Annotated in this window: 25 protein-coding genes; 3 read left to right on the top strand and 22 right to left on the bottom strand. The window is 50.0% G+C overall.

Annotated elements, in window-relative coordinates; all coding sequences use genetic code 11:
- Nucleotides 1-35: 35 nt before the first annotated feature.
- The 6 genes from M1D70_RS17130 to M1D70_RS17155 form a co-directional block, all read right to left on the bottom strand.
- Nucleotides 36-929 (bottom strand): class I SAM-dependent methyltransferase, encoded by an 894-nt coding sequence (locus M1D70_RS17130; protein ID WP_456287436.1) that lies wholly within the window; start codon nucleotides 927-929, stop codon nucleotides 36-38.
- A gap of 433 nt (nucleotides 930-1,362) precedes the next feature.
- Nucleotides 1,363-3,084, bottom strand: coding sequence for a thiol reductant ABC exporter subunit CydC (gene cydC / locus M1D70_RS17135; protein WP_456287437.1), 1,722 nt, complete (start codon nucleotides 3,082-3,084; stop codon nucleotides 1,363-1,365).
- A complete protein-coding gene (gene cydD / locus M1D70_RS17140; protein WP_456287438.1) occupies nucleotides 3,081-4,901 on the bottom strand; it encodes a thiol reductant ABC exporter subunit CydD in 1,821 nt (606 codons plus the stop codon). The genes cydC and cydD overlap by 4 nt, the downstream gene beginning before the upstream one ends.
- A 54-nt stretch (nucleotides 4,902-4,955) precedes the next feature.
- Nucleotides 4,956-5,972 (bottom strand): cytochrome d ubiquinol oxidase subunit II, encoded by a 1,017-nt coding sequence (locus M1D70_RS17145; protein WP_009592515.1) that lies wholly within the window; start codon nucleotides 5,970-5,972, stop codon nucleotides 4,956-4,958.
- A gap of 6 nt (nucleotides 5,973-5,978) precedes the next feature.
- Nucleotides 5,979-7,334, bottom strand: a complete 1,356-nt coding sequence (locus tag M1D70_RS17150; protein WP_009592508.1) for a cytochrome ubiquinol oxidase subunit I — start codon at nucleotides 7,332-7,334, stop codon at nucleotides 5,979-5,981.
- Nucleotides 7,335-7,679: 345 nt separating this feature from the next.
- Complete coding sequence (locus M1D70_RS17155; protein ID WP_456287439.1) at nucleotides 7,680-8,108, bottom strand: disulfide oxidoreductase; 429 nt, start codon at nucleotides 8,106-8,108, stop codon at nucleotides 7,680-7,682.
- A 324-nt stretch (nucleotides 8,109-8,432) separates the two neighbouring features.
- Here M1D70_RS17155 and M1D70_RS17160 point away from each other — a divergent pair, with 324 nt between their 5' ends.
- The gene (locus M1D70_RS17160) at nucleotides 8,433-8,840 is read left to right on the top strand and encodes a FixH family protein (protein WP_009592503.1); all 408 of its coding nucleotides are present in this window, start codon (nucleotides 8,433-8,435) and stop codon (nucleotides 8,838-8,840) included.
- A gap of 7 nt (nucleotides 8,841-8,847) precedes the next feature.
- Here M1D70_RS17160 and M1D70_RS17165 read toward each other — a convergent pair whose 3' ends face one another.
- From M1D70_RS17165 to M1D70_RS17220, 12 genes are all read right to left on the bottom strand, one after another.
- Nucleotides 8,848-9,534 (bottom strand): sulfite exporter TauE/SafE family protein, encoded by a 687-nt coding sequence (locus M1D70_RS17165; RefSeq protein WP_009592514.1) that lies wholly within the window; start codon nucleotides 9,532-9,534, stop codon nucleotides 8,848-8,850.
- A complete protein-coding gene (locus M1D70_RS17170) occupies nucleotides 9,525-11,735 on the bottom strand; it encodes a heavy metal translocating P-type ATPase (RefSeq protein WP_456287440.1) in 2,211 nt (736 codons plus the stop codon). Before M1D70_RS17170 ends, M1D70_RS17165 begins: the two co-directional genes overlap by 10 nt.
- Nucleotides 11,736-12,007: 272 nt before the next feature.
- The gene (locus M1D70_RS17175; protein WP_456287441.1) at nucleotides 12,008-12,904 is read right to left on the bottom strand and encodes an AraC family transcriptional regulator; all 897 of its coding nucleotides are present in this window, start codon (nucleotides 12,902-12,904) and stop codon (nucleotides 12,008-12,010) included.
- Between the two features lie 109 nt (nucleotides 12,905-13,013).
- On the bottom strand, nucleotides 13,014-13,382 hold the full coding sequence (locus M1D70_RS17180) for an iron chaperone (protein ID WP_009592517.1): 369 nt from the start codon (nucleotides 13,380-13,382) through the stop codon (nucleotides 13,014-13,016).
- 121 nt (nucleotides 13,383-13,503) lie between these two features.
- Nucleotides 13,504-14,208, bottom strand: a complete 705-nt coding sequence (locus tag M1D70_RS17185) for an FAD-dependent oxidoreductase (protein WP_456287442.1) — start codon at nucleotides 14,206-14,208, stop codon at nucleotides 13,504-13,506.
- 14 nt (nucleotides 14,209-14,222) lie between these two features.
- Entirely contained in the window at nucleotides 14,223-16,478 is a 2,256-nt protein-coding gene (locus M1D70_RS17190; protein WP_009592445.1) for an ATP-binding cassette domain-containing protein, read from the bottom strand.
- 170 nt (nucleotides 16,479-16,648) lie between these two features.
- Nucleotides 16,649-17,047 carry an SRPBCC family protein gene (locus tag M1D70_RS17195; RefSeq protein ID WP_009592535.1) on the bottom strand — a complete coding sequence of 133 codons (399 nt, stop codon included), beginning with the start codon at nucleotides 17,045-17,047 and terminating at the stop codon, nucleotides 16,649-16,651.
- Complete coding sequence (locus M1D70_RS17200; RefSeq protein ID WP_009592507.1) at nucleotides 17,044-17,373, bottom strand: ArsR/SmtB family transcription factor; 330 nt, start codon at nucleotides 17,371-17,373, stop codon at nucleotides 17,044-17,046. The genes M1D70_RS17195 and M1D70_RS17200 overlap by 4 nt, the downstream gene beginning before the upstream one ends.
- Nucleotides 17,374-17,768: 395 nt before the next feature.
- Entirely contained in the window at nucleotides 17,769-18,545 is a 777-nt protein-coding gene (locus tag M1D70_RS17205) for a TerC family protein (protein ID WP_009592465.1), read from the bottom strand.
- A 289-nt stretch (nucleotides 18,546-18,834) separates the two neighbouring features.
- Entirely contained in the window at nucleotides 18,835-19,281 is a 447-nt protein-coding gene (locus tag M1D70_RS17210) for a hypothetical protein (RefSeq protein WP_009592474.1), read from the bottom strand.
- A complete protein-coding gene (locus M1D70_RS17215; protein WP_036672355.1) occupies nucleotides 19,271-19,744 on the bottom strand; it encodes a MerR family transcriptional regulator in 474 nt (157 codons plus the stop codon). Before M1D70_RS17215 ends, M1D70_RS17210 begins: the two co-directional genes overlap by 11 nt.
- Before the next feature lie 212 nt (nucleotides 19,745-19,956).
- On the bottom strand, nucleotides 19,957-20,061 hold the full coding sequence (locus M1D70_RS17220; RefSeq protein ID WP_015735743.1) for a DUF6254 family protein: 105 nt from the start codon (nucleotides 20,059-20,061) through the stop codon (nucleotides 19,957-19,959).
- A 289-nt stretch (nucleotides 20,062-20,350) separates the two neighbouring features.
- Between M1D70_RS17220 and M1D70_RS17225 the strand changes: the two genes are divergently transcribed.
- Nucleotides 20,351-21,223 (top strand): hypothetical protein, encoded by an 873-nt coding sequence (locus M1D70_RS17225; RefSeq protein ID WP_456287443.1) that lies wholly within the window; start codon nucleotides 20,351-20,353, stop codon nucleotides 21,221-21,223.
- A gap of 106 nt (nucleotides 21,224-21,329) precedes the next feature.
- Here the strand turns inward: M1D70_RS17225 and M1D70_RS17230 are convergent, their stop codons facing one another.
- A complete protein-coding gene (locus M1D70_RS17230) occupies nucleotides 21,330-22,250 on the bottom strand; it encodes an arginase family protein (RefSeq protein ID WP_009592540.1) in 921 nt (306 codons plus the stop codon).
- Nucleotides 22,251-22,355: 105 nt separating this feature from the next.
- Between M1D70_RS17230 and M1D70_RS17235 the strand changes: the two genes are divergently transcribed.
- Nucleotides 22,356-22,697, top strand: coding sequence for a winged helix-turn-helix transcriptional regulator (locus M1D70_RS17235; RefSeq protein ID WP_015735746.1), 342 nt, complete (start codon nucleotides 22,356-22,358; stop codon nucleotides 22,695-22,697).
- 23 nt (nucleotides 22,698-22,720) lie between these two features.
- Here M1D70_RS17235 and M1D70_RS17240 read toward each other — a convergent pair whose 3' ends face one another.
- From M1D70_RS17240 to M1D70_RS17250, 3 genes are all read right to left on the bottom strand, one after another.
- Complete coding sequence (locus tag M1D70_RS17240; RefSeq protein WP_456287444.1) at nucleotides 22,721-23,560, bottom strand: formylglycine-generating enzyme family protein; 840 nt, start codon at nucleotides 23,558-23,560, stop codon at nucleotides 22,721-22,723.
- Nucleotides 23,561-23,727: 167 nt separating this feature from the next.
- Nucleotides 23,728-24,363: a glycoside hydrolase family 11 protein gene (locus tag M1D70_RS17245; protein WP_009592475.1), complete on the bottom strand. Its 636-nt coding sequence runs from the start codon at nucleotides 24,361-24,363 to the stop codon at nucleotides 23,728-23,730.
- Between the two features lie 304 nt (nucleotides 24,364-24,667).
- Complete coding sequence (locus tag M1D70_RS17250) at nucleotides 24,668-25,375, bottom strand: DNA alkylation repair protein (protein ID WP_456287445.1); 708 nt, start codon at nucleotides 25,373-25,375, stop codon at nucleotides 24,668-24,670.
- Nucleotides 25,376-25,599: the final 224 nt, after the last annotated feature.

A 25,599-nucleotide genomic window follows, 5' to 3' on the forward strand; every position in this document is an offset into this window, starting at 1 on the left:
AAAGATTGTCATTGGAATACTTATCAGGATAATGCTTAAGTCCGTTCTCCCGAGTACATGCGTTCATCCTGCAATCGAACCAATACCTTGCCGTAACGCCCACTCTGCCGGATGGTGACTTTGCCGGACGGATACGCTTGCTCCAAATAATCAGTGATCAATTTCCGCTTCTGATCATCTAGGGCTTCACCATGACCGCGAAGCCAGTTCATGATTTCCTGCAGCGCAGTTTCGCTTGAGACTTCCGTCGTTTTCGTTTCCCGCGTTACAAGGGACTCGTAGGAATACCCTTTGAGATACAGCAGGTGAAGCAAATACCCGAATTCCATATGTTTCGATCGGTAAGGCTGATCGGTGATGAGCGGCCAGATTTCATTCATTAGACTGATCTCGGTGGAACCTGCGGGCATACTGATATAACAAAACTCCCGGGCGCATTGCAGTACCTTCTCCACGCTCTGCCAATCCACGATGACCGGGCACATCGAGAGAAAAACGAGATCGAACGCCTGGCTCCATCCTTTGGCCTGTACGTCAATATCTTCAAAACGTTCGGGAACGATCTTCACCTGATCCTGTGGAAAATTTGTTATATTCTCTTTCAGCAGATCGATCAATGGCAGCGAAGACTCCACGGCCGTTACATCCGCCCCGCGCTCCGCAAACGGAACCGAAAACACGCCCGAAGCGGCCCCGATATCCAGAACGGAGGCATTATCGAATCGGATGCCTTGCCCTTCAAGCCAGTTCATGATGCGCGAAGTCCTTTTTCTCCCTTCTTCATTAAATGATTGCTCATTGAAGATCCGGGCCTTATGATCAAACGCTCGGGCCGGTTCAATTCCAGCTTTTTTCATTTTGTTGATGACGGTGTCGCCATGTTCCTTCCAAGCTTGTTCCCATAGGGCTTCATTAAAAAAATCGTTCAAGACATCCCTCTCGCTTTCCGTTATGGTTTATGGTGCATAGTATGACAATTGTGGATATTTGATATCCATAATTGTCACGCATGTGAAGTATATTACTTCCCGTTTCATTATACTGACAAAAATTTTAATCACAGATCTACGTTATCCATAATATATGATTCATTCCCCATATGCAATGCCCTTTTTTTGATCTATCTGCGGTTGGCACACTGCCGCTGGCAAAAATTGAGCATAGCCCACATATAAAAAAACGGTCGCCTATTCCACCAATCGTCTGAAATCAATATCTCCGTTAAGGTTATACAGCCGATCTTCCTCCGGAGGAAAATCGGCTGTGCTTCTGATATTTACTTAGGGATCTTGCGTTGTTCTACTTTGCTAGCCTTACATGTCGGTGACGCGAAGAGATTCCCCCGACACTTCAATGGCAAGATCAGGCTTCGCCTATCATTTGCCGCTCAATTTGCTTCATTTCATAGAAGTAGCCCTTTTGCTCCATCAGCTCCGAATACGAGCCTGCTTCCATGATTCTGCCTTGATCCATAACCACGATCCGGTCCATTTCTTCCAAGCCGGTCAGCCGATGGCATATGAGAATAAGCGTATCATCCTGCGCTTGCGCCAGCAATTGTCTGAAAACGCGCTGCTCGGTGATGTAATCCAATGAAGACGTCGGTTCGTCCAAAAGCCACAAACGCCCTTTCCGGAGCATGGCCCGCGCCAAGGCCAGCCGTTGCTTTTCTCCGTCGGACAAGTTCTCGCCCTTCTCATATACCGCAGCGTCCAGAGATTGATTCGGCAGTTGGACTTTATCCAGTATAGTGGACAACTCATGGTCGTCGTGATGTTCGGCATCCAGCAGCAGGTTGTCTCGAATGGTTCCCCGGAAGAAATGACTGTGCTGCAGCACTACATTCGACGCTTGCCAAATGCTCGCTTCATCCAATTCCTGAATCGAAACATCATGCAAACGAATCTCGCCTTCTGTAGGGGTACGCAGCTTGAGCAGCAATTCGACGATCGTTGTTTTCCCTGACCCGCTCGGTCCGACAATGGCCGTTTTGGAACCAGCGGGAAAATGGAGGGACACGTTTTGGAGTGCAGGACGCCATTCATCTTCATATTGGAACGAAACCCCGCGCAGCTCCACCGAAACGGCTTCGTTGCCGGATAGAAAGCCGCTCGGCTGCGGCGACATCACATCGGCAGCATGAACGATTTCCGCCAGCCGCTTGGCCGCGTGCTCGCTGTCCTGCTTATAAGCCGGCAGCGTGGCCATTGGCGCCGCCTCTTCGAACACCGTAAGCGAAGCCATGACCAGCATGGCGAGAAACACGCCGGCAAGGGAGCCGTCCATAATCAGATAAGCACCGAGAATCAGCACGCCCCAAGAAATGAGATACGTCACAAAAGTATGCAGCGATTGCCCTCGCAGCAGGTGCACGGCAGATGCCTGCTGCTCCGCTGATAAAACTGCCGAGGCATGCTGCAGCAGCTTCTCTCGCTGCTTCAGCTGCCCATATACTTTTAAATCACGGAACCCGTAGAGCAGTTCGGTCACTTCCGTGGAAAATGCCGCCCGCTGCCGGCGAACGCGACCATGAATTCTTCTCTGTCCAAGCAATACCAGCGCTGGAACCACAAAAGCCGTTGCCAGCATCCCCGCCACAAACAAACAGGCAATCCAGATCGAGAAAGCGGAAGTAAACAACACCGTCGCCAAAAACACCATAACAACGATGATAGGCGGATAAGCAACGCGCAAAAAATAATGCTGCAGGCTTTCCACATCCCCTACGATCCGCGCGAGCAGCTCACCGCTCCGCTTCTTGCCCAGTATCCCTGGCGTTAACGGAACAAGCTTGGCAAAAAAAGATGTGCGCAAACGGCTGAGCAGTGAAAACGTCGCCCGATGGGAATACAAGCGTTCTGCATAACGGCTGCCCGCCCGCAGCAGACCCAGGATTTTCACCAGAGACGTCAGCACAATCAAGGTATAGAGCGGCGGGGCAAAAACCGTCTGCGAAATGAGGTATCCGCTAAGTGAAAAGAGACATACTCCTGCGATGCCGGCTATGAATCCGCCGATGATCGCCATGGCAATATCCTTTCGTTCCTCAATCATCGCTTTTGTTAGAATTGCCAGCTCATTCATGCGAACCTCCCTTTCCGATGGGCATCCACCATTTCGGCATATTGCGGCAGCCGAACAAGAAGCTCTTCATGGCGCCCGCAGCCAAGCAGGGCTCCGTTGTCCATAAACAGGATCTTGTCGGCATCTTTTATCGTATACAAGCGGTGCGCCACGGTAATCATGGTCGCTTTGCTTGCAAGCTCGGCAATGGACAGCTGCAGCACGCGTTCGGTGTGGAGATCCAATCCCACCGTAGGCTCATCAAACAAAATGACGGCTGGCCGCTTCAAAAAAGCGCGCGCCAGCGCAAGCCGCTGCTTCTCGCCGCCTGACAACCCCCTGCCCCCTTCGCCAACGAAGGTGTCATAGCCCTGCTCGAGCTCGGCTGCAACCGCAGCAAGTCCGGCAGCTTCAGCCGCCTGCTCGACGTCATTTCTAGAGACATCCCTGCCCGCGCCAATCGCAATATTCTCGCCAAACGTGCCGGCAAAGATATATGGATGCTGGGTAATGTAGCTGACATGATCAAACCATGAAGCCTCATCGTCTGAATTAAGCGCCCTTCCGTTCACCAGCACTTCACCTGATACCGGCTTCAGCAGCCCGGCCACGAGATGCAGCAAGGTTGTTTTGCCGGATCCGCTTTTACCGACAATCGCAATATGCTCCCCTGGTCCAAACGATGCGGAACCCACCGCAAGCTCGAAGGAATCCGGCGCATACTGAAACCGGATGTCCCTCAGCTCGATGGTCGGGGGCATTTGAATGAACCCCCCACCGGCTGTCCCTGGCTTGTCCACTGCAGTCGTCCAATCTAACTCGCCTGTTCCCTCCCTATGATCAGTACCCTCACGTCGAGAGGTTGCCGCTTCTTCATCCTGAGTTTCCTCAAGCATCTCTTCCACCTTACGGATCGCCCCCATACTGGTGCGGCCCCCGTGAAAGGCGGTTCCCGTGTTTTTTAACAAACTATAAAACTCGGGCACCAGCAGCAGGATCAAAAAGGCGGTGTGGAAGGAAAGCGATTTGAAGACCAGGAGCTGAAGCGCCAGCTCAAGCGCAACGATGCCAATGCCGAGCATGACGATGGATTCCAGCATGAAGGTGTTGGTGAACGCAATTCGCAAAATGTCCATCGTCGCATCCCGGTACCCCAGGCTGCTGCGTTCGATGTCCTGCTGATGATGACGAGCACGGCCGAAGAGCTTCAGCGAAACGAGTCCTTGCAGAGAGTCGAGAAACGTGCCGGAAAATTCGGCCAGCTGCGCGAATTTCTCCTCCGATTTGTTCTTCGTTTTGAGCCCCACCAATACCATGAATATCGGGATAAAGGGAGCGGTAACCAGCATAATGAACCCGGAATTCATATGCTGCGTAAATACAACGGCTAAGATTAAAATAGGAATGATGGCAGCTTCCATCATTCGCGGCACATACTGGCTGAAATAACTGTCCGCCTCATCCACGGCATCCAGCGCCACGCTCACCTTTCCGCCTGTTTGCCCGCGAAGCGCCGTCGGCATGGAAGCCTTGGTCAGCTTTCGCAGCACGGCCGCCCGCATATCCGTTTTGGCCCGGGCAGCCATCTGCATACCGATTCGTCCATTGCCGTACGACAGCAGCGTACGCGCAGCCATGACGCCCAGCAGAATAACAAGAATGAAGGCAACCGACGACAACGAAGCACGCTGCACAAATATCTTCTCCACCGATTCCGCGAGCAGCACGGCCTGGCCCACGATGGCGGCACCGAGCGCAAGCGACACGCCCCCCAGGAGAACAAGGGGTTTTCTTTGCGCGGACATTTGCTGGGAGATCAGTCCCGTTTTTTTCTTCATGATGACGCCCCTCCTTCATGCCGACCTCTGTATATAATTTCACAACGCATCGGTTTATTTTTTGCCTTTTACATAATCCGCATCAAACAGGAATAGCCTGAAGACCAGTATAAGGGACGGAATCAGCAGACACAGTCCGCCGATAAAGGCGATCACCAGCGCAACGCCCATCGACTCATGCGTGGCACCGCTTTGAATGGTAATATACGGATCCAGAATATACGGATATTGTCCAATGCCATAAGCAAAAAAGGCACAGAAAAACTGAAGCATCACGCAAATAAAGGCCAGTCCGTAGCGCCGCCCGCTGTATAGAAGCCATACGGATATCATGAAAAAACCAACGGAAAGCGCCAGCAGCCACCATAAGTCCATCATGTTTTGAAAATGCCGCTCATTATGTTGAGAGAGATAAATGAATGCCGTTAGCGCGGCAATGATGGTTGGCATGCTCCAGAACAGGGCATAGGTCCGCATCAGCTTGAGCGCAGGCTGGTCGTCCGCCCGGGAAGCGTAATAAGACAAGAACGAACCACTGATAAACAGCACCGATACAATGGCCAATGCAACGATGCTCCACGACAACGGGCTTGTCATCAGCGACAAGTACTCTAAAGAAACGGCCCCGCCTTCCTCCACGATAAAGCCGCCCTCGGAAAGGGTCAGTGCCACCGACAACGATGCCGGGATCAGCAATCCCGTGGCCCCGTATAAAAACAGATACACGATGTTTTCTTTAGAGCCGTAGTTCTCAAACGCGTAGAAGGACCCGCGGATGGCCAGCAGAATGACGGCGATGCTTCCCGGCACAAGCAGCGCGGAACCATAATAATAGGCCGTATCTGGAAAAAAACCGACGATGCCAACGAAGAAAAAGACAAAGAACACATTCGTGATCTCCCAAACCGGGGACAAATAACGAGAGATCAAACGATTGAGCAGATGGTCCTGCTTCGTCAAGCGGGCATAGAAGGCAAAAAATCCGGCGCCGTAATCGATGGAGGCCACAATCAAATAGCCGTACAAAAACAGCCAAAGCACGGAAATGCCTATCAACTCGTAACTGATCATAACGGCTCACCCTTTTTCCATGGAATGAATTTGCTTCTCTTTGGACAGTTCTTCAAGCTCGGCTTCTGCCGGCTTGTTACGGAATAAGCGCCGCAGTACAAAAATACACATGACGCCCAGCACGATATACAGAAGGAGGAAAAGGAAAAAGAGAATCCTCACATTCGGCGAGGAGGTGGCAGCTTCCTCAACCCGCATGTATCCGCGGATAATCCACGGCTGTCTACCGACTTCGGCATAGAACCAGCCCAGCTCTACCCCTAAGAACGCCAGCGGCGCGCTAAGAACAATGGCCCGAAGCAGCCACTTGTTGAGCTCGTTTCGTTTCTTCCACATCACGAACAAGAAATACAAGAACGCAACGCCGAGCATCACAAAGCCGATGCCGGCCATCAAATCAAACAAATAGTGCACGAGCAGCGGAGGGCGCTCATCGAGCGGAAACTCCTCCAGCCCCTTCACCTCGGCATTAAAGTCGCCAAAGGCCAGGAAGCTGAGCGCCTTCGGAATGTGAAGAGCCCCCATGACCTTCTGCTCGGCGTTCAGCCAGCCCAACAGGATCAGATCCGCGCCGCGTTCCGTTTCAAAATGCCACTCTGCGGCCGCCAGCTTCTCCGGTTGATGCTCCGCCAAAAACTTTGCGGACATATCGCCGGCAATAGTGGTCAGCAAACTGAAGACCAGCACCACGCCCATCATCAGCTTCAACGCTTTTTTGTAATACGCCGACGCGCCTTTTCTGAGGATAATATAAGCCGCAATGCCCGCCAGCAGGGCTGCCCCCGTCAGGTAGGCCGAGGATAATACATGGAACACCTTGGAGGGCGTTGCCGCATTAAACATCGCCTGCAGCGGATCAACCGCCGTAAAGTGACCGGCTTCCATAACGAAGCCGTCAGGCTGATTCATAAAACCGTTCACCGACGTGATAAAAAAAGCGGACATGCTTGCGCCTGCCACAATGGGTAACGTTAGCAGCCAGTGAATATACGGATTGCGGAAGCGGTCCCACGTGTATAAATAAATGCCGAGGAAAATAGCTTCAAAAAAGAACGCAAAAACCTCCATGAATAACGGAAGAGCGATCACGTTTCCTGCCAACTGCATAAAGTTCGGCCATACCAATGCCAGCTGCAGGGCAATCGCCGTTCCGGTTACGACGCCGACGGCCACGGAAATGACAAATCCTCTCGTCCATCTCTTGGCCATAAGAATGTAGTGTGAATCCTTCTTTCGTATGCCGACGAATTCGGCAATTGCAATCATTAATGGAACACCGACGCCGACCGTGGCGAATATGACATGAAATGCCAAGGTCAACCCTGTTAACCATCTGCTCCACAGCACCGTATCTACGACCATGCCAGAATGTCTCCTTTCAAACGCAATTCATTCGAATCGGGTCAGACCCTAACCTATACTTACCCGATATTCAAAGGCTATTATAACGAAGCATGATCACAAATGAATCACGACTGCGCTCCGTTCATGAAAGGATCGAATCTTTCTGACATCTCGGTGAAAAACAAGAAAACCACTCGTTCGAGCCATTGCATTGTCAGACGATACATGGTATTCGCGGCAGTGGTATACAACCGAAAAAGAACCCAATTTCTAGCCCACATGAGCGGGTCAAGAAACCGGGTTCTTACAGGTGCAATTTTATTCGAGATGACGGATAAACATCCATCTGTTGGTATTGCAAATTCATCCTTGAACGGCTTCTTGTTTCTGTGAGCGCTTAGCCTGTAGCAATGCAAAGGTTATGAGTATAAATGCTGCGAGTGCCAGCATCGGTATGGTCAACCAACCGAACCAATTCAAGTAGTCGTCCATACAGGACACCGGCCCGCATGCTGCCGCGCTCAGATCGTGCGGAAGTTTTTGGATGACGATATGGTATGTCGATATCCCTCCCCCAATGAGAATCAGTGGCAGGACGTACGGCACGATATCTGTTTTTTGCCGGTAAGCTGCGATTCCCAGCACAATGACTAATGGATACATGAAAATTCTTTGGTACCAGCATAAGACGCAAGGCGTAAAATGCCAAACTTCACTTAGAAACAAACTTCCGGTAGTGGCCACTGTGGCGACCGTCCATGCAAAAAACAACCAAACTCCGGTTTTGTTCATGGTTTCAAACTTCGTCCCTTCTATTGGTGTTTCGACATCATATCGAAATGAACGTGATGACATTTCTCATTTTCGCTTAATTATAAATATAATAAAATGGCTCCTTTGGGCTATAAGCTGCTCTGGCCAGCTTGTTCTGTGAATGGACACATCATGTTAACGTATCAAGTAAACCAGCGAATAAAAAAAAGATTTTGCCGCTAATTGGGACAAAATCTTTTTTAGTTTGTACACTCCATTGATGAATACCCACTTTGCATGTTCTATGCATTTGTTACATACCTATGAGGGAAACTTATGCTTTCAGGTGAAGGAAGGGATAGAATGAAGACCAGATGGGGGATTGCTCTGCTGCTGATCTGCACGATCGCGGCCATCCTAATGTTTCGACAGGTTCAGGATCGTACTCCAACGGAGGATCTTTATGCCGATGGACAGCTGCGTATGGAAATACAAACCGTTTCGTCTGCTGCTGAACCCATGCAGGAAACCGTTTTCGAGCTCTTCGTGACCGAGCTTCCCGAGAAGCCGATTACCGATGCTGACATTGAACTCCACATCGCGATGCCGGATATGTTTTGCGGGGTGTTCCCCGCAGAGATCGTCGAATCCAAGCCAGGCGTTTACAGCGCGACGGCAATCCCTGTGATGCAAGGCCTCTGGGAGGCCGAAGCCGTTCTGCGTTGGGAAGATCGCCATGTCAAAGTAAGGACGCTGTTCAAAGTTCGCTAAGCTCCTCTTACCATAGCCACGGGTGAATGCCCGGTATCCAGCCATTGGCGCTTAGTCCTTTTAAAATAGACAGGATTCCCATCAGGAAAGCTAAAAATCCGCCGAATTTGCGCATGCCCCTGCGCCATTTTTTCGTCAGGCTGCCGGCAGACATCGCCACCACGAACAGGATCGGAAATGTCGCAAGTCCAAACACCAGCATAATCATAATACCTTCCAGGCCGGATCCGGATGCCGCTGCATTCATCTGCATCGCATAGGTTAAGCCGCATGGAAGAAAGCCAAGCAGAATGCCGGTTAAAAAAGTCGCAAGCATCTCATAACGCTGACCAAGCCGTGCCAATTTATTCTGAAAAAATGGATGTCTCGGCAGATGAGCGTTATATATGGGCAATGTGTAGCGGCGAAAGGTCCACAGCAGAATGAGCATTCCTCCAATGATGCTGGCTGCTCCTTGGAAGCCGACAAAGCTGCCGGCCACATCCAGGAAGGAGCCCACCACTCCCATAAAACCGCCAATGGCCATGTAGGTGATAACTCTGCCCGCATTGTAAGCCAACACGGATTTCAGCGGAGAGCTTTGGTTTCCAAGTGCCAGAGAAGAAACGATTCCCCCGCACATGACCAGACAATGCGGCGCCCCCATTAATCCTGCCAATGCCACTAACGGTAATCCGCTTCCGGTCAAGGCCATGCTCTCGCCCCCCGTTTTCCCCACAGCTGGAGCCGCAGCGAGTTACCGACAACCAGCAGCGAGCTTGCCGCCATTCCAATGCATGCGATGCGCGGGTCCAAATATCCGAATGCAGCCAAAGGTACGGTCAGGACGTTATACAATAGTGCAAAGAGTAGATTCTGATGAACATTCCGCATCGTATAACGACTCCAGGTGTAGGCTTCCGGAATTAGGGACAGCCTGCTTCCGATCAGGACGACGTCTCCTGCCTGTTTGGCTGCATCCGTTCCGCCGCCCATGGCGATGCCGACATCGGCCGCGGCCAGCGCAGCCGCATCATTGATGCCGTCGCCGACCATGGCCACGGAACGACCTTGCTGCTGGAGCTCGCGTATGAACGCAAGCTTCTGTTCAGGAAGCATGCCGGCGCGTACCAGCTCAATGCCTGTCGCGGCAGCCACGGTCAGCGCCGTTCGCTCCTCATCGCCAGTTACCATCCACACTTCGGCTTTTTGCTTCAGCTCTTGCACGACGCCTCGCGCATCCCGTCTGAGTTTGTCAGCCATATCAAACGTACCGATACATGTCCCGTTCATGGCTATATAAAGTCTTATATGACCGGAGGCCGCTTCCTGATGTAATCCAAACCTTTTATCCTCCGAAAAGCGAATGCCCATTTCCTCCAGCCATTTCCGGTTCCCCACGCATACGTTGTTTCCTTCCACATCGCCTTCCATTCCCTTTCCCGGCCGTTCGTGGAACGAGGCTGCTTCCGGAATGAGGACCTGTTGGTCTTTCGCCGCTTTCACAATGGCTTGCGCCAGTGGATGCATGGACAGAGAAGCTAGAGCCGAGGTCAAACGAAGTACATCGGCGTCACGTTGTCCGGCCGCTTGGATGGCAACAAGCTGCGGCAAGCCTTCGGTCAGCGTTCCCGTCTTATCCAGCAATACGACATCGATTTGCCGCAACCTTTCCAGGGAGCGCGCCTCTTTGAACAGAATGCCCTTTTGGGCAGATGATCCGGTTGCAATCAGGATGGAAATCGGGGTTGCCAGTCCAAGCGCACAGGGGCAGGCGACCAGTAAAACAGATAACGCGTGACGCATTGCGGTTTCAGAGAGATCAGGGCCATGGGAAAACAATAGCCATCCTGCAAATGTTACCGCCGCACAGCCCAGCATAACCGGTACAAAAACCGCCGCAATACGGTCAACCGTTCTTTGAATGGCCGGTTTGCTCTGCTGCGCGGCTTCGATCAGTGTAATCATCTGGGAAAGTCGGGTTTCCTTATGCTTCTTATCGACCATGATATGCAGACTCCCGACCAAACAACGGGTTCCGGCATATACGCGGTTTCCGCTGCATTTGGTCACCGCCCTGCTTTCGCCTGTCATCATCGATTCATCCGCATCCGCCGTTCCCGAATGAACCACACCGTCAACGGATATCCATTCTCCGCTCTTCACCACAATGCAGTCCCCTGTTTGTACCTGATCTGCCGTAATCCATTCTTCGCCATGCTGTCGCAACACCCGAACCAGCTTCACCTGAAGCGAATACAAGGCACTCAGTTGTTTCAGCGCTTTTCCCTTGGCCATGGTCTCCAGCCACTTGCCTAACAAAACCACGGTCATAATCATGGCAATCGTATCGAAATACAGGGTGGGGTGAGAGGAATCGTGTGCGGCATGAAACATCGCGTAGTGGCTGTAGAAGTAAGCAACGGACGTGCTGATGGCAACCAAGGTATCCATGTTAGCGCTGCGATGGATGAAGGCTTGATAAGCGCCGTAATAAAATGGATAGCCCACGCCAAACTGAAGTAACGTCGCAATCAGGAATTGAAACATGGGCTCCATGAATAAATTCGGCGTCCATGGTTGAAACCACATGAAAATATGGGCCAGCATCGCCCACAAAAGCGGAATGGACAAACACGCAGCGATCGCGAACCGGGTGCGATAGGCGCGAGTTTCGGCTTCTATTCCTGCTTGGGGATGCGAGAGCTTGCCCGTTGCTTTATAGCCGAGCTTTGCAATTTTGGCGGTGATCGCCTGCATTCCAATTTCCCTCGGTTCATAGTGAACGGTAGCCCGAGACAAAGCCAAACTGACATGAACAGCTTGAACCCCCTTCTCCTTGCGAAGCGCTTTTTCGATTCGGGTTGCGCAAGCCGCGCATGTCATACCACTTACTTGTAATTGCTCCAGTTTCATATTCGCTCACCTCCGGCGCTCGTTCATGGGATCGCTCGTCCATAAATTGTATGAAGGTGTTCGAATATTAAGAATAGCTATAAAGAGCCATCCAATTTACACCTGCCCTATCGCATGGCAAAGGCGGTCGATCACAAAGACCGGCCGCCATGAAATGATAGCTTTATTGTTCTTGAATCGAAAAAGCCGCGTATTACGCGACTTTTTTTGAGTCATAATATGTTGTCTCTTCTCGATCCATTATTTCCTTAATGACAGCTTAGAAATTAAATTTAAGCTATCTTCCTTACAGCGATCCATAGTTCAACGTAATTAAGACCGTCTCTACCGCCGTAGATTTCAAATTCCATTCCATCGACTTGTTCATAACCCGCCGTAGGAAGCCACTCTGAGAAGAATCGTCGATATAACGTCTCGATGATCTCATCAAAGCTGTCCCACGTGAATGGATCCGATGAAAAAACAACCCAAGTATGCGCGGGTATCGTTATGTTCGTGTATCCGTTTGTATCACTGGAGTCACTTTTAAATGCGCACAACATGTACGGATAAGAGTCATTTTCCGTTTTTCTGTAACTGCAAACCGCATGTACTTTATATAAATCCTTGCTTAAAAAAGAAGGCAAGTCGCCTGCATGGACAGCAAGTCTTTCAACCTCGCCATTAGCATGGCTTTCCTTCCAGAATTCTGCGGGCGAAGCCACCGCTTCGCCATCTCCGTTTATTGGAAACACTCTTTCGATTCCAAAGATCTGTAAGGCTTCCTTCGTTTCAATACGATAATTCATAGCCTCTGCCCCTTTGATTGAAATGAGGAAGGAAATCCGAGGATACGCCTTTAGAGCGGTCCCTTCTTGACGAGCTATTGCTGGATTGACACCATGCAGCATTTGAAAAGCCCGCGCAAAAGAAACCGGTGATTCATACCCGTATTTCAGGGCAATATCAATGACTTTGGCGTCGCTATTCTGCAATTCAAAAGCCGCAAGGGTGAGACGTCTTCGCCGTATATATTCCGCGAGTGTCACATTCGTTATGAACGAGAACATTCTCTGAAACTGATGTGACGAACAGCAAGCTTTACGAGCCACTTCACCCAATTCAATTTCTTCGGATAAATTCATCTCGATGTAATCCAATGCCCGATTCATCCTCATAAGCCAATCCATCTGGTTCCCTCCTTTCAACCAAAGTATAGTTTTGCTATGGCATCGCAGCGCAACTATTTGTGCTCAGTAAAGTTTCGTCTACCCGTTTCTACGGGCAGACGCTTTTTTCTCAGCGCCAAAACGTCGTACAGTTTGCCTTATCCAGCATATTAAACTCGATCATTCTCTCTAGCAATGAGTAATCAACCGGACGATCCCACCGAATGCGGACAAGCTCCTTGGTGTGATCATAGCCGGCCTGGACGATTTCATCCGAAAATTGATGTATCCCTGCCTTTTCAGGGGCAACCGCCAAGTGAGGTTTGGCAACGCTAAAGCCAATGATAAATGTGTCGTGGTCAGTGAACATTGGCTGATTCCACGCAATTTTCGGCATCAGATTCGGAAATTTCTCAGCGACCCACCCCAAAACTTCTTCGGTTCTCGCCCGATGCTGCGGGTTATCGATTTTCGCTAAAAAATCTGCAAAAACCTCCATGTTGTATCCTCCTTCTATAAATGACGCCAGCTTATGTGGCGATCATGCTCAAGCTATTCACTATCTCACGATTTCTCTGTTATTCATGGATTCCGCTCTCTACGATCAGTACATTCCATTGCTAATATCCAAAAAAAGCATCCTTTTTGATATTCCGCTTGGACACATTCTTACTTTGCAAGTACGCAGTAACCGACTCTACCATGGACTTCGGTCCCGCAACCAAATATTTGCCATGTCCCTTATGCCGGGCGATGAACTTGTCGATTTCCTGATCTAAATCATTTCTTGAATCAAGATAAGATCCCTGGATCGAAGGATGATTGGCGATTGCATCAAGTTCATCTTTATACAGATAGGACTTCTTGCTATCTAAATAGAGAAGGTGGATGGGTTTCAACTCACCATTCCCGGCTGCCGCCTGCTTTAAGATGGACCGAAAAGGCGTTATTCCGATTCCGGCCGCGATCAGGAGCGAGGGGCTCTCAGGATCCAAATGAAAGGAACCTACAGGACCGCCCATTTTCAAATGCATGCCTGGTTTTAATTCCAGCAGCGCCCTTTTGAAATCGCTTGGGTTGTCCCCGATGCGCGTTGTTATGTTAACAACGTTCTCTGTGGGAACAGAACTGATGCTGAATGGCTTTGTAGCATTCTTCATGGTTTTATGCGTAATGCTGAATAAACCGTATTGCCCTGCTTTCCATGTTAAATCGTGTCCTTTTTCGAATGAAAAAGTGTACACATCTTCCGATTCTTTGCTGCTCTCTATAAATATCAATTCCCGCTTTTGGAATATGGATAGAAAATCTTTAATAAAACCCATGATCTCACCCCTCGTTACATCAAGTATCTTCCCGTAATCGACTGCTCCGCTTGAGCAATCTGCGCCGGCGTGCCCTCGAACACCACTTGCCCGCCCTTGCTGCCTCCGTCCGGTCCCATGTCGATGATCCAGTCCGCTTGGCTGATCACCTCGAGGTTATGCTCGATGACAATCACCGTATTGCCGGCATCCACAAGGCGGTTCATGATCTCCAGCAGGTGGCCGATATCCGACATATGCAGACCGGTGGTCGGCTCGTCCATCACGTAAATGCTGCCTTTCTTATGCAGCTCGCTTGCCAGCTTGATGCGCTGGCACTCCCCGCCCGAGAGCGTGCTGAGCGGCTGGCCGAGCGTAATATAGTTCAATCCTACATCGCTCATGGCCTGAAGCTTGCGAACAACCTCTTTGAGTTCAAAAAAGTCCAGAGCCTGCTCGACCGTCATCTCCAGCACTTCGGCAATCGATTTGCCGTTCAGTTTGTACTCAAGCACCTCATCCTTAAAGCGTCTTCCTCCGCATACATCGCATGGCAGCTTTACGCTGTCGAGGAAAGAAAGGTCCGTATACAATACGCCAAGCCCTTGGCAGTTCTCGCATGCTCCCTTCGAGTTGAAGCTGAACAAACCCTGGTTCACCTTGTTTGCCGAAGCAAATGCTTTACGAACATCATCCATTATGCCCGTATACGTGGCTGGATTCGAGCGCGTGGATACGCCTACCGCCGATTGATCGATGACGATTGCATCCGGATGCTGGCTGAGAAATACTTGGTTGATCAGGGTGCTTTTACCCGAGCCGGCGACACCCGTAACAACGGTCAGCACTCCGGTCGGGATATCAACGCTCACGTTCATTAGATTGTGCAGCGTAGCATCCTTGATGGGCAGCTTGCCGGATGGCTGCCTGCAGTCGTGCTTCAGCTGGAGCGGCCGCTTCATATGGGTCCCTGTTAAAGTAGCAGACTCCAGAAGTCCGGAGTAGCTTCCCTCATATACGATGGTACCGCCGCGGCTGCCGGCGTAGGGCCCAACGTCGACGATATGGTCCGCCACCTTGATCACATCGGGATCATGCTCAACGACAATCACGGTGTTGCCCTTGTCGCGCAGCTTCTGAAGCAGTTCATTTAACCTGTGCACATCGCGGGGATGCAAGCCAACGCTGGGCTCATCGAAGATGTAAGTGACATCCACGAGGCTGCCGCTCAGATGCTTGACCATTTTGACGCGCTGCGACTCGCCGCCCGACAAGGTATCCGTCTCGCGGTCCAGCGTCAAGTAATCCAAGCCGATATCCACCAGATGCTGCAGACGTTCCGTTAACGATTTGATGATCGGTGCCGCGATCGGATCATCGATCTCGCGTATAACGCGAATCAGCTGGCCCACTTCCATGGCGGACATCTCCGCAATGTGGAGTCCATTGATTTTGCAGCTCAGCGTCGCTTGGCTGAGTCTTGCGCCGCGGCAGCTGGGGCACGGACCCTCCGTGATAAATGGCATCACCGCTTTCTGCGTGCGTTCGGACTTCGTTTTTACATCCTGCTTGATGTATTTGTTGGTGAACTTCTCCATGACGCCTTCCACCGTAATGTTCGTTGCCTTACCGGCGAAATCCATCTTTACTTTTCTTGCCTTGGCATACAGGAGATGCTCCAATTCCTCATCGGAATAATCGCTCAGCTTTTTGTCCGGATCAAAATCGCCCGATTGCAGTATCATGTTCCACTCCCAGCCGTTTACCGAATAGTCCGGCAGCATCAGAGCGCCTTCATTTAGCGACTTGGTCATGTCCACCGCCTTGCTCATGTCGACGCCAAGCTTGCGACCGATTCCGTTGCACTCCGGGCACATGCCTTGCGGATCGTTGAAGGAGAATAGATGCGCGGGTCCGATATGGGGCTGACCCACTCGGGAGAATAAAAGACGGAGAATGGGAGAAATATCGGTAATGGTGCCCATCGTGGAATGGGAACCGCCGCCAAGCCGCTTCTGATCCACGATAACGGCCATGCTCAGATTCTCGATTGCGTCCGTATCCGGCTGGGGAACGCGGGGCAGGAACGTACGAACGAACATGCTGAAGTTCTCATTCAGCAGTCGCGTGGATTCTGCGGCGATCGTATCGAAGACAATCGACGATTTGCCGGATCCGGATACACCGGTGAAAATCGTGATCTTCCGCTTGGGAATGCGCAGGGATACGTTCTTAAGATTGTTTTCCCTCGCACCCGAGAGCACGATATACTCCTGATTTGTTTCGCTCATGCATAACATCCTTCCGAAATGGGTAATTTAAGCATTTTTTCGAATGAATCGTCCATGACTTAAACCGGCTGCAAGCAGCATGCAGCCGGTGATATCGACGCGGCCGGCAGGTTCAATCAACGTCCTCTATTCATTTAGCGCTTGGGTGCGGAACGTTAATATGGATGTGGTTAATCTGCCAATGCCTTTTCAAGCTTGACGACCCATGCACTCCATCCATGCTTAGCCCCCTCAAGCCCGTGAACGTTGGAAAATCCGATTTGTTCGAGATGAAGGTTAACCTTTCCGCTTCCTAAATCCTGCAGCGTCAAGGTTACCGTATGTCTTTCCTCACCGGTGGCCCAGGTATAGGATAGAAGATTCGGCTCATCCACGATAAGCACTTCGCCCTCAACAATCCCATCCCACCATTCGGACGGCTCATGGCGAAACTGAAATCGGTGCCCTACGACGGGTTTAAAATCATTTTCCGTGATCCACTTGGCAAGCTGGTTTGAATCAGTGATGGCTAACCACAGCTTCTCGATCGATGTCTTGAACGGAAAATCCATAGACAATGTTAAGCTCATTCATCTTCCTCCTCTAATAGCTGGCTTAAACGCAGCATGTTGGCATTCCAGTACTTGTTGTAAAAAGCCACCCAATCTTGAACCTCTCGGAGCGGCGAGGCGTTAAGCCTGAAACGCGTTTCTCTGCCGACTTTTCGGTCATGTACCAGATCGGCTTCCTTAAGTATGGTTAAATGTTTGGACACCGCAGTACGGCCCATTGGAAACTGTGCCGTTAACTCATGCAGCGGCAGCTCATCGGCTTCCGCCAACAGATGGATCAGTTGGCGCCTGGTCGGGTCTGCAATGGCGTTAAACACATCGCGAGACTGGTAGTTCTCGTTCACAACACCCTCTCCTCCATATTACTGCCGAGGGACAGCCGTTCATTTTCCATCCCTATAGAGTGCGGCCCTTCGGACGAGCGTTCGCGGGGCGATTCCTTGCGAATTGAAGCAGCAAATAAACGGCAAACCTAAAGCCCCGTATCCTGACACGCGTCCATGAAATGGAGCTGTGTCCGTCTGGTCAAAGTGTAACCCTATCATTGATAAGCTGGTCCTCGGTGTTGAATTTCTACTCTTTCGATATTTTCAATAATCGGACACCATTTAGTGACATTTCGATTATAGGTCACCATTTGGTGTCATGTCAATCCATCGCGCTCGGGATTTTTATGATCGGAAAAGTATAAAACGAGGCAGTGGAATTCGATTCCACTGCCTCGTCTACTTAGGTCAACCTAAAGCGGATCAGGTTGAGTGTGCCTTTTATTCGAGGGGGCAAACCAACCGAGAAGGGCTATCGCGACCAAGACCCCGTAGAAAACGACGGTCCAGCCTGTGCTGTGCGGGAAATGATGAGCCAACACGCCAATATCTTCATGGGCCAGGGTGATCACAGCGAGCTTGACGCCGACCCATGCCACGATGGCATATGCCGTGGTCTCCAGTGCCGGCCGTTGAGCAAGCAGCTTCACAAACCATGTGGCCGCGAATTTGATCAGGACAAGCCCTGCGATCCCGCCAAGCACGACAACCAGGAATTGTCCTCCGTCCATCCCGCCGAAATCCGGTAGCGGCGAATCCGGGAGGCCCAGTGCCAGAGCCACAGCAGCAAGAATGGAATCAATCGCAAAAGCGAGATCCGCAACCGCAATCTTTCCAACGGTCGGCCAGAAGCCTTTTCCCGCGGCATCTTTCTTTATGTCCTCGCGAATATTTTTGTTTTCCTTGCCAAAACGGGCTTTGATGATGTGCTTTAATCCGAGGTATAGGAGATAAGCCGCTCCAATCGCCTGTATTTGCCAGACGTTCGCGATAAACGATATCGCAAACAGGGCGGCGAAGCGAAATACAAAGGCCATGATGATTCCGTAATTGATGGCTTTCTTCTTTTGTTCCTCCGGTAAGTGCTTCGCGATAACCGCCAGCACAAGGGCATTATCCGCCGATAACAAACCTTCCAAACCGATAAGAATCAGTAATGCCCAGGCATACTCCAACCAAAGTGATTCCAACGGTACTTCCCCTCTCTTATTTTAGAATGTTCAGGACCCATTTGTTGCTTCAAGCTCCACGTTTCAGCTAATGAATTTTGATTGCACCGCTGCTCCCTGTCGTTATTACGTTGTCAAGTAATGTCTCGTTTCATTCATTAGGCATCATAATGAAAAAAATTTTATAGATTATGCTATTTTGAAACAAAACGCTTCGCATTATTCGGCGGTCCTAAAACACCAAACCACATTTTGGGGGCTGAAGGTAACATCTCTTGATCGAACATAGATCGATATGCTCGGGGCCAAATCAGGGCCGGGATCGCTTACTTGTCATTAGCGTTGAATCCTTGAGCCCTTTTGGTTTCATTCTAATGCCCAATAGGATGAAGATGACATAAATTACGATGGCAACCGAATCGACTACCGTGTCCGTTAATGCCGAAACATCTTGAACTGCCGTTATGCCTAAAATGACCATCAGTCGTACGATCAACAGAGATACGATCATCCATGCAACGGCCCGGATTTTCGATCGTTCGCCTTGGAATGCCATGCAAATGAACGCGATACCGAAGACCAGATTCTCCGCTGTGATGATATGCCAGACATACGTGAATATGATCTCGGAATCCAAGGGGATCTCGCTCGCGTGAAGGATCGGCAGTACAGCGGATTGCCCGTTCCAAGCATGCGTAATGGCAAAAAGTACGGCAAGAATACCGGCAATTAAATAATATAGATTCTTAATCTTCATGTCCAAGACATCCCTCCTCGGATATTCCATTCTCCTTCCTGCGAATCGTTTGGTAAATCTCCCGAACGAACGATGCCAGCCGCCGGTCGCTTTCATGATTAAGGTCCCTTAGCGTTTCGGCTGCTAACTCAAGCAATTGACTGACCTTTTCCAGATGAGCAATCTTCTCGCGCGTTTCCGCATTCTTGGCATCAAGGAACGAAGCTACCTTCAGGCATTCTGCTGGGTCAACATCCTCCATTCTGTGGAATCCAAACTTCCCCTTGATTTCGTTAAGCGACAAGTCAGCAAACTGCAGGATTTGAATATTCATTAAATCCATGAGGTCACTCCTCGAATACCTGCGGTACCGATTGTCTTCCCGGGCCGGCGATACGATTCCAATTCGGTCATAGTAGCGAAGTGTATCCTTGGGAATTCCAAGGATCTGCGAAACTTCTTGTATTGAGTATAATTGTTTCATGCATTCAAAATAACATTGGAGTAAACTCCAGTGTCAAGTCACTTTTTTACGAGATCACCATTACCTTATGTCATATCTCATTCAGACCTACTAGTGCCACCATGATTAGAAGAACAAACAAACGTCGCGAATAGGATTGTTGAGGATAAAAAAAGACTGCCGGTACCTTTCACCGGGCAGTCTTTTGATTTCCAAGTAGTATGCTCTCCAACCTATTCGCTGGACAGTTCCTTGAGCGATTTGATTTTACCATGGGGATGCTGTTCTTGCTTACGCGACTTCCAGGCAGCTTCTTTCCTTCTCTTCTGGTGAGCCATGACAGATATCCTCCTTTGGAAACAGAGATGTATACTACCATCTTATATTGTCATTCCCCGGCTTGGTTCATTCATGAAAATAGGATGCACAACACCACGCGTTCTACTCGCGTGAAACCCAGGACCTTCAAGGCAATAAGAAGCTCATTGGATCGCTCATCTCTCGCTCATTTCCTGCTTGGTCCTTTAAGCGCATGTCCTACGCTGCTTGATCCGTTTATAATGTAATAATGACAACCCGCCGTTACCGGAAAAGCGGATGCAACCACGTCGAATGAAAGGAGCAATCATGGACAACAAACAAATGCGCATGTTGAAAAAGCTGTATCACCATACCAATTACAACTATGACCGGGAGCGTGAGGTAAGCGTATATAATACAGAAACACTTACTGCGGCAGAGCAGGAGCTGCTGCAAGCCAGCGGATGGGTCGTAAACGATCTGCAGTATATTCGGCATGACGAAATCATAGGCCGACTGGTCGAGCTGCGTTCGAACGTTCGCTTGACCTGGTCCAGCATTGGCAATGCCTTTGTTGCAGGGGTGGGTGGAAGCTGGCCCCGAGGCATATCCACGCTGGCCAGTTATCACGCCATGATTCATGCACGCCCCCACGCTTACGAGGAACCCGAATGGCTTCGGGCTTGCAAGGTCTGTGGCTTCAGCCACAGCCATGAAGGCTGGGACAATCTGTCTTACATACGTTACGCGATGCATTTAGGCAACAATTACAGCGGATCAAGCTTCGGCGCATACGTGGATATGGCCGAAATGGTCGAACTGCTGGAGCAAGAGCCCGTTGAGGCAACGGACAATGACAAGCACGCCTTCAGACAGCTGCTGCAGAGCTTGGACCGGGCCGAGGCTGGCGAAACGCCAGGGCAGTATGAGAAGCGGTTAACCGGCGAAAAAATCTTGAAGGGTCACGCCGGCATTCGCCGTGGCATGCTCCAGGCGCTAGCCAGGGTCGGCGTGCTCCCCAACCGCATCCTGGAGCTCTCTCCGGACCGCTGGACGGACACGGCAACAATCATCCATGCCGAGTTTGAACTGGACAACACCAAGGGCCGTTCCGACATGGAGATGCCTTGGGCAGGCTGGCAAGGCAGCTTGGGCGTCGATTGGAACAAGGCCCGCGCGATTTTCGGCGATTGGGTTTGAATGTCGATACAGGAGGTTTCCTAATAAGCGCTGCAGGAAACCTCTTTTTTGATCAGTGCGACTTCTGTCCCGTATGATTCATCTATGATAAAACGGTTTGTGGCTTTTAGTTATTTAAAATAGGCATTTCAGCCAGTAGTTTCTTCAAATAGATAGAATCCCATGGCAGATGCTCCGTGATCCCTAAACCCACGACATCAGTCTCTTCAGACAGTTCCTTCAGCAGATGAAGCAGCTGCGGCAATTGCATGGTTCCCTGAGGAGATAAATTGAAGGGTTCTTCAGGGTTCGCGAACAGCAAAGACCGGAATGCCTTGGGATCAAGCACGTCCAGATCGAGGTGAATCGCCAGGTGCTTAATGCCGCGTTCTTTAATCCACGCTTTAATAGGCGCAGTACTGTTCTTCAACTCCTCGGTGCCAGCAGTTCGAATGCCCAGCCTTTGAATCATGTCTGTGTCCTGCTCCGCAAAACCGATGCCTAGCTTTTGGAATCCTTCCGAGATCACCTTGGCTTCTTGTTCGGTAGGCGCTGCTAATCCTGCAATAAAGACGTTCTCGGGTTTTAGAGGGATGTTCACATGTTTGGCAAACTCCTCATCCCCTTCTCCCAACAGATTCCCCAGGGGTACCGTATGCCCGTTATCATAGCCTACATATCTCACCAAATCACTGTGAGCATCGATCCAGATTAAACCTAACTCCCCGTCGTATCGTTCGTTCAAATAAGCAAAAGGAGCTTGTTCGACCAAGCAGTCGCCGCCAAACATGACAATGCGATCCGGTTTATGGGCATGGATCAGATGATGAGCCGCCTTTAACTGTTCGAGCAGCTGTGTTCTGCCATTCATACCGTTCTCGTTTTCAAGAGGCGTTCCATCATAGGCTTGGACGGGAACATGGATAAGGGGTTGATCATTATCCGGAGCCAGCCAAGCAAGCAGTTCGGCTCCAAAAGAGTAGTTGGGGTTGTTCCCCCCTTGCCATTGCGGCATTAACAGGCGTATCGTTTTCGTTTTTTTAGTCATGCTGTTGTCTCCTTTACTTCAAAGTAAGGTTAGTATAGACTGAGCACAAATAAAAAAGTAGTACGCACTTATTTGAAAGGTACTACCCGAAAGGATAGTGTAAATATGAGCATGGCTGAATTTAAAGGTAAAGTTAAGAATATTCAAGATACGCCTTTTGGTTATACGGTGTCCGTGATCGGCGGCAAATGGAAAATGGTCATTATCTACCTTCTTGCAGAAAACCAAACGGTTCGCTTCAATGATCTGAAGAGACAGATCGGCGCCATTACTTACAAAACATTGAGTTCGCAGCTTAAGGAATTGGAGGCGGATGGACTCGTGAAACGGAAAGAATACCCTCAAGTCCCCCCTAAAGTCGAGTATAGCCTCACGGATAAAGCGGTAACGCTATTACCCGTTTTGGAAGGGTTATGCGAGTGGGGAGTAAAGAATCAATACGATTAAAATCGGAACGGCTGGCTCCCCGACTACGCTCCGCGAACGACCCGAAAACCTTGATCCGGACCAAAGCCATTGGCATCGAATTTGCCTCGGAACGAGATCTCGTTGTTGCTGACGTCGCCGATCCAGCCGCCGCCCTTCACCACCCGAAAGGTGCCGCTTTGGCTGTTCGAGTCGCCATACCAGTCCCAGCACCACTCCCTAACGTTGCCTGACATATCGTAAATGCCTAACTCGTTGGGCTTCTGGGTGCCGATCGGTTTGGTTTGATTATGGTTGTTCTCGATGACGGGCCAGTTCCAATCTCCGGATAAGTATTGATCTCCGGCGTTTCTCCAATACCATGCAACCTCGTCGGCATTATGGCTTCCGCTGTATGCGTAGCCTTTGCTCGCCTGCCCTCCGCTAGCAGCATATTCCCACTCCGCTTCAGTAGGCAACCGATAGCCGTCAGCTCCCTCATTGATCGCGACGGTCCATTTTATATGATCATTATCATTCTTATTATTTGCGTCTTTCTTATTCTTGTGGATGTTGTAATACGGTTCGAATCCTTCCTGTATGCTTCTTCGATTGCAGTATTCCACAACGTCATACCAACTCACCATTTCAACCGGCAGTTGATCTCCAACGAATTCCGATGGATTGCTCCCCATGACTTCTTCCCACTCTTTTTGAGTGACCTCATATTTGCCGATATAGAAGCTTGATAACGACACGCTTTGTCCAGCGTAGTTGGACTTGTTGTTCTTAATAGGCCCGCCTTCTACGAACACAAGATCTTCCTTCTTATCAAGTTTATCCTGCGAACAAGCGCCGATCACAAGCATTGCTGCTATAAAAAGAAACAAGCATAGCTTTCTCATGGATAGATCTCCTTTAAGCTGATAGAAGAATCGATAAGTCATGCCCCGGTCTGCAGCTCGCCTCCGGCAACGTCGAAGGCCGCTGCTCAAACAGAGAACGGCCTGCAACGCATCCGGATAACGGATTGGTTAGGATGACGGCTTACTTATGATTGATGGTTGGGAAGTTACCACACCGTTACGTTGGAGCTCCCGCTGCTTTGATAGCCCTCTGTCGCTAATACCTGGTAAGACCAGCTGCTTCCCAGATTCATTCCTTTGCTTGCCCATGCGTTCACGTGGTTGCTGAACGTGATGCTGGAGTTTACGCCTGTAGCTCTCTTCGATTGCCGAACGCTCCAATACTGGGCAAATGTTTGTGTGCCGTCAATCGAGGGCGCGTTGTATCGCATCGTTGTATAGATGTCATAGGTGCCCCCATCGCTGGTCACGGTGCCTTTATGCGTTCCGGTAGGCCGGTAAGTACCCCAGCTGTCAACGACGTAATATTCGATCAGCGAGTTTCTCGTCCAGCCGTAGAGCGTCAAATACCCGTTGCCGGACGGCGCCCAGACGCCGGCATTGTAGTTAATCGTCCGGTTCGGCGATCCTGTATTCCAGCCTTTGCCGACAACGAAATTCCCGGTATTTTGCCACGTTACGCTGTAATTGCCTCCGGAGCCGTTAACGGCATTGACCGTTCCGCCGCCATCGGTCCAATTCTGCCAGTAGTCCGTCGCTGCGTTTGAGGTTGTTGCAAACAAACCAAAACTCATGGAAGCTGCCAGCACCAGCGTCATTACCTTTTTACTAAACTTAATCATAATCTACCTCCTCTTTTGTGTTTGCTCTGTACAACCGAATGTCGAATGATTCTCTGTTTTTTACTTTTACCTCCTTTCTAAACAAATTATAGGATGATAGCGGTTACATAAATATTAACAAATTAAATATGATGTATTGATTTTCTTGGTAATTATAGTAAGTAATGGGACACTCCGGATATTCGGTGATAACTTGCCGCTAACCTTGCCGATACCATAAACAAAAAAAGCCGCGTTTCCCGCGACTTATGCATGCTTATATTTTGCCCCTATTCGATTACGATTCTTCTTATTGCAGACTTGCCTAACACCTTACATATTTGCGTTTAAATCCGATCTTCCCTCTCTCGATCTCTTTTTGAATATTGTCGGAAGCCAGCAGGATGCTGCTCTTCTTCTTGTCCCTTTTGATTTCGACTGGGCCGACGGCCTTCGCGATTTCTACCGCCTTATCATGGCTTGGCAAATAAGAAACCCCTACGGTGTATACAAAATTGTTCATAGCGGATTTCGTTCGTTCAGGGGAGTCGTGGATCGTGTTTTTCACCTGTTCGAGCATGCTCTCGATCTTGACGGTATCAAATGCAGCGTCCGCACGATTACCCAAAAGCCAGCAGTAGCAGCTCCAGCCTGCCGACATTTTAAGCTCTTCACCGCTAGCGATCCACTTATCGGCAACTGTTTGAGCAATTTCCGTTTCGGCCAAAGTCACGGCAACCACATAATCTGACAGCATATAAAAATAGGCACGATCCATCCAACGATCGAAATCTGCTTCCGTCATGATCATGGGGTCTGCAATAATGCCGGCAAAATACATCGCATCATAGTTGCCGGTGGTGTAAAGCTGCTCTGCTAAAGGTTGATTTTTCTTGATTTTCTTTGCTAACGGCTTCATGGCACCAGTAGCAACCCCAAAAAGCGGCTCGTGTGCACCATTGCTCATATAGGTTTTCTTAATCCGTTCCTTGCCGAGTGCCTCCAGTTCCTGCATAACCACGCCGAATTCCAATATAATCCACTTCCTTTTTTGTACAGTATTCATTCATAAATCACGTAGATATCCGGGTAAGGATGGAAATATATTAATTACGAAAAATTATATCATAAGTCGGCTTGTGCAGCCTTACAACCAAAGTTAACCATGATCGTCCTTTCTCTTTGAAAACACCCCGCTTCTCCTTATGGTGGACTGAGCCGATCTTCATTGACAGGTATAGCCGTCAATGCTAGAAT

It is taken from the genome of Paenibacillus sp. AK002, from assembly GCF_053903045.1.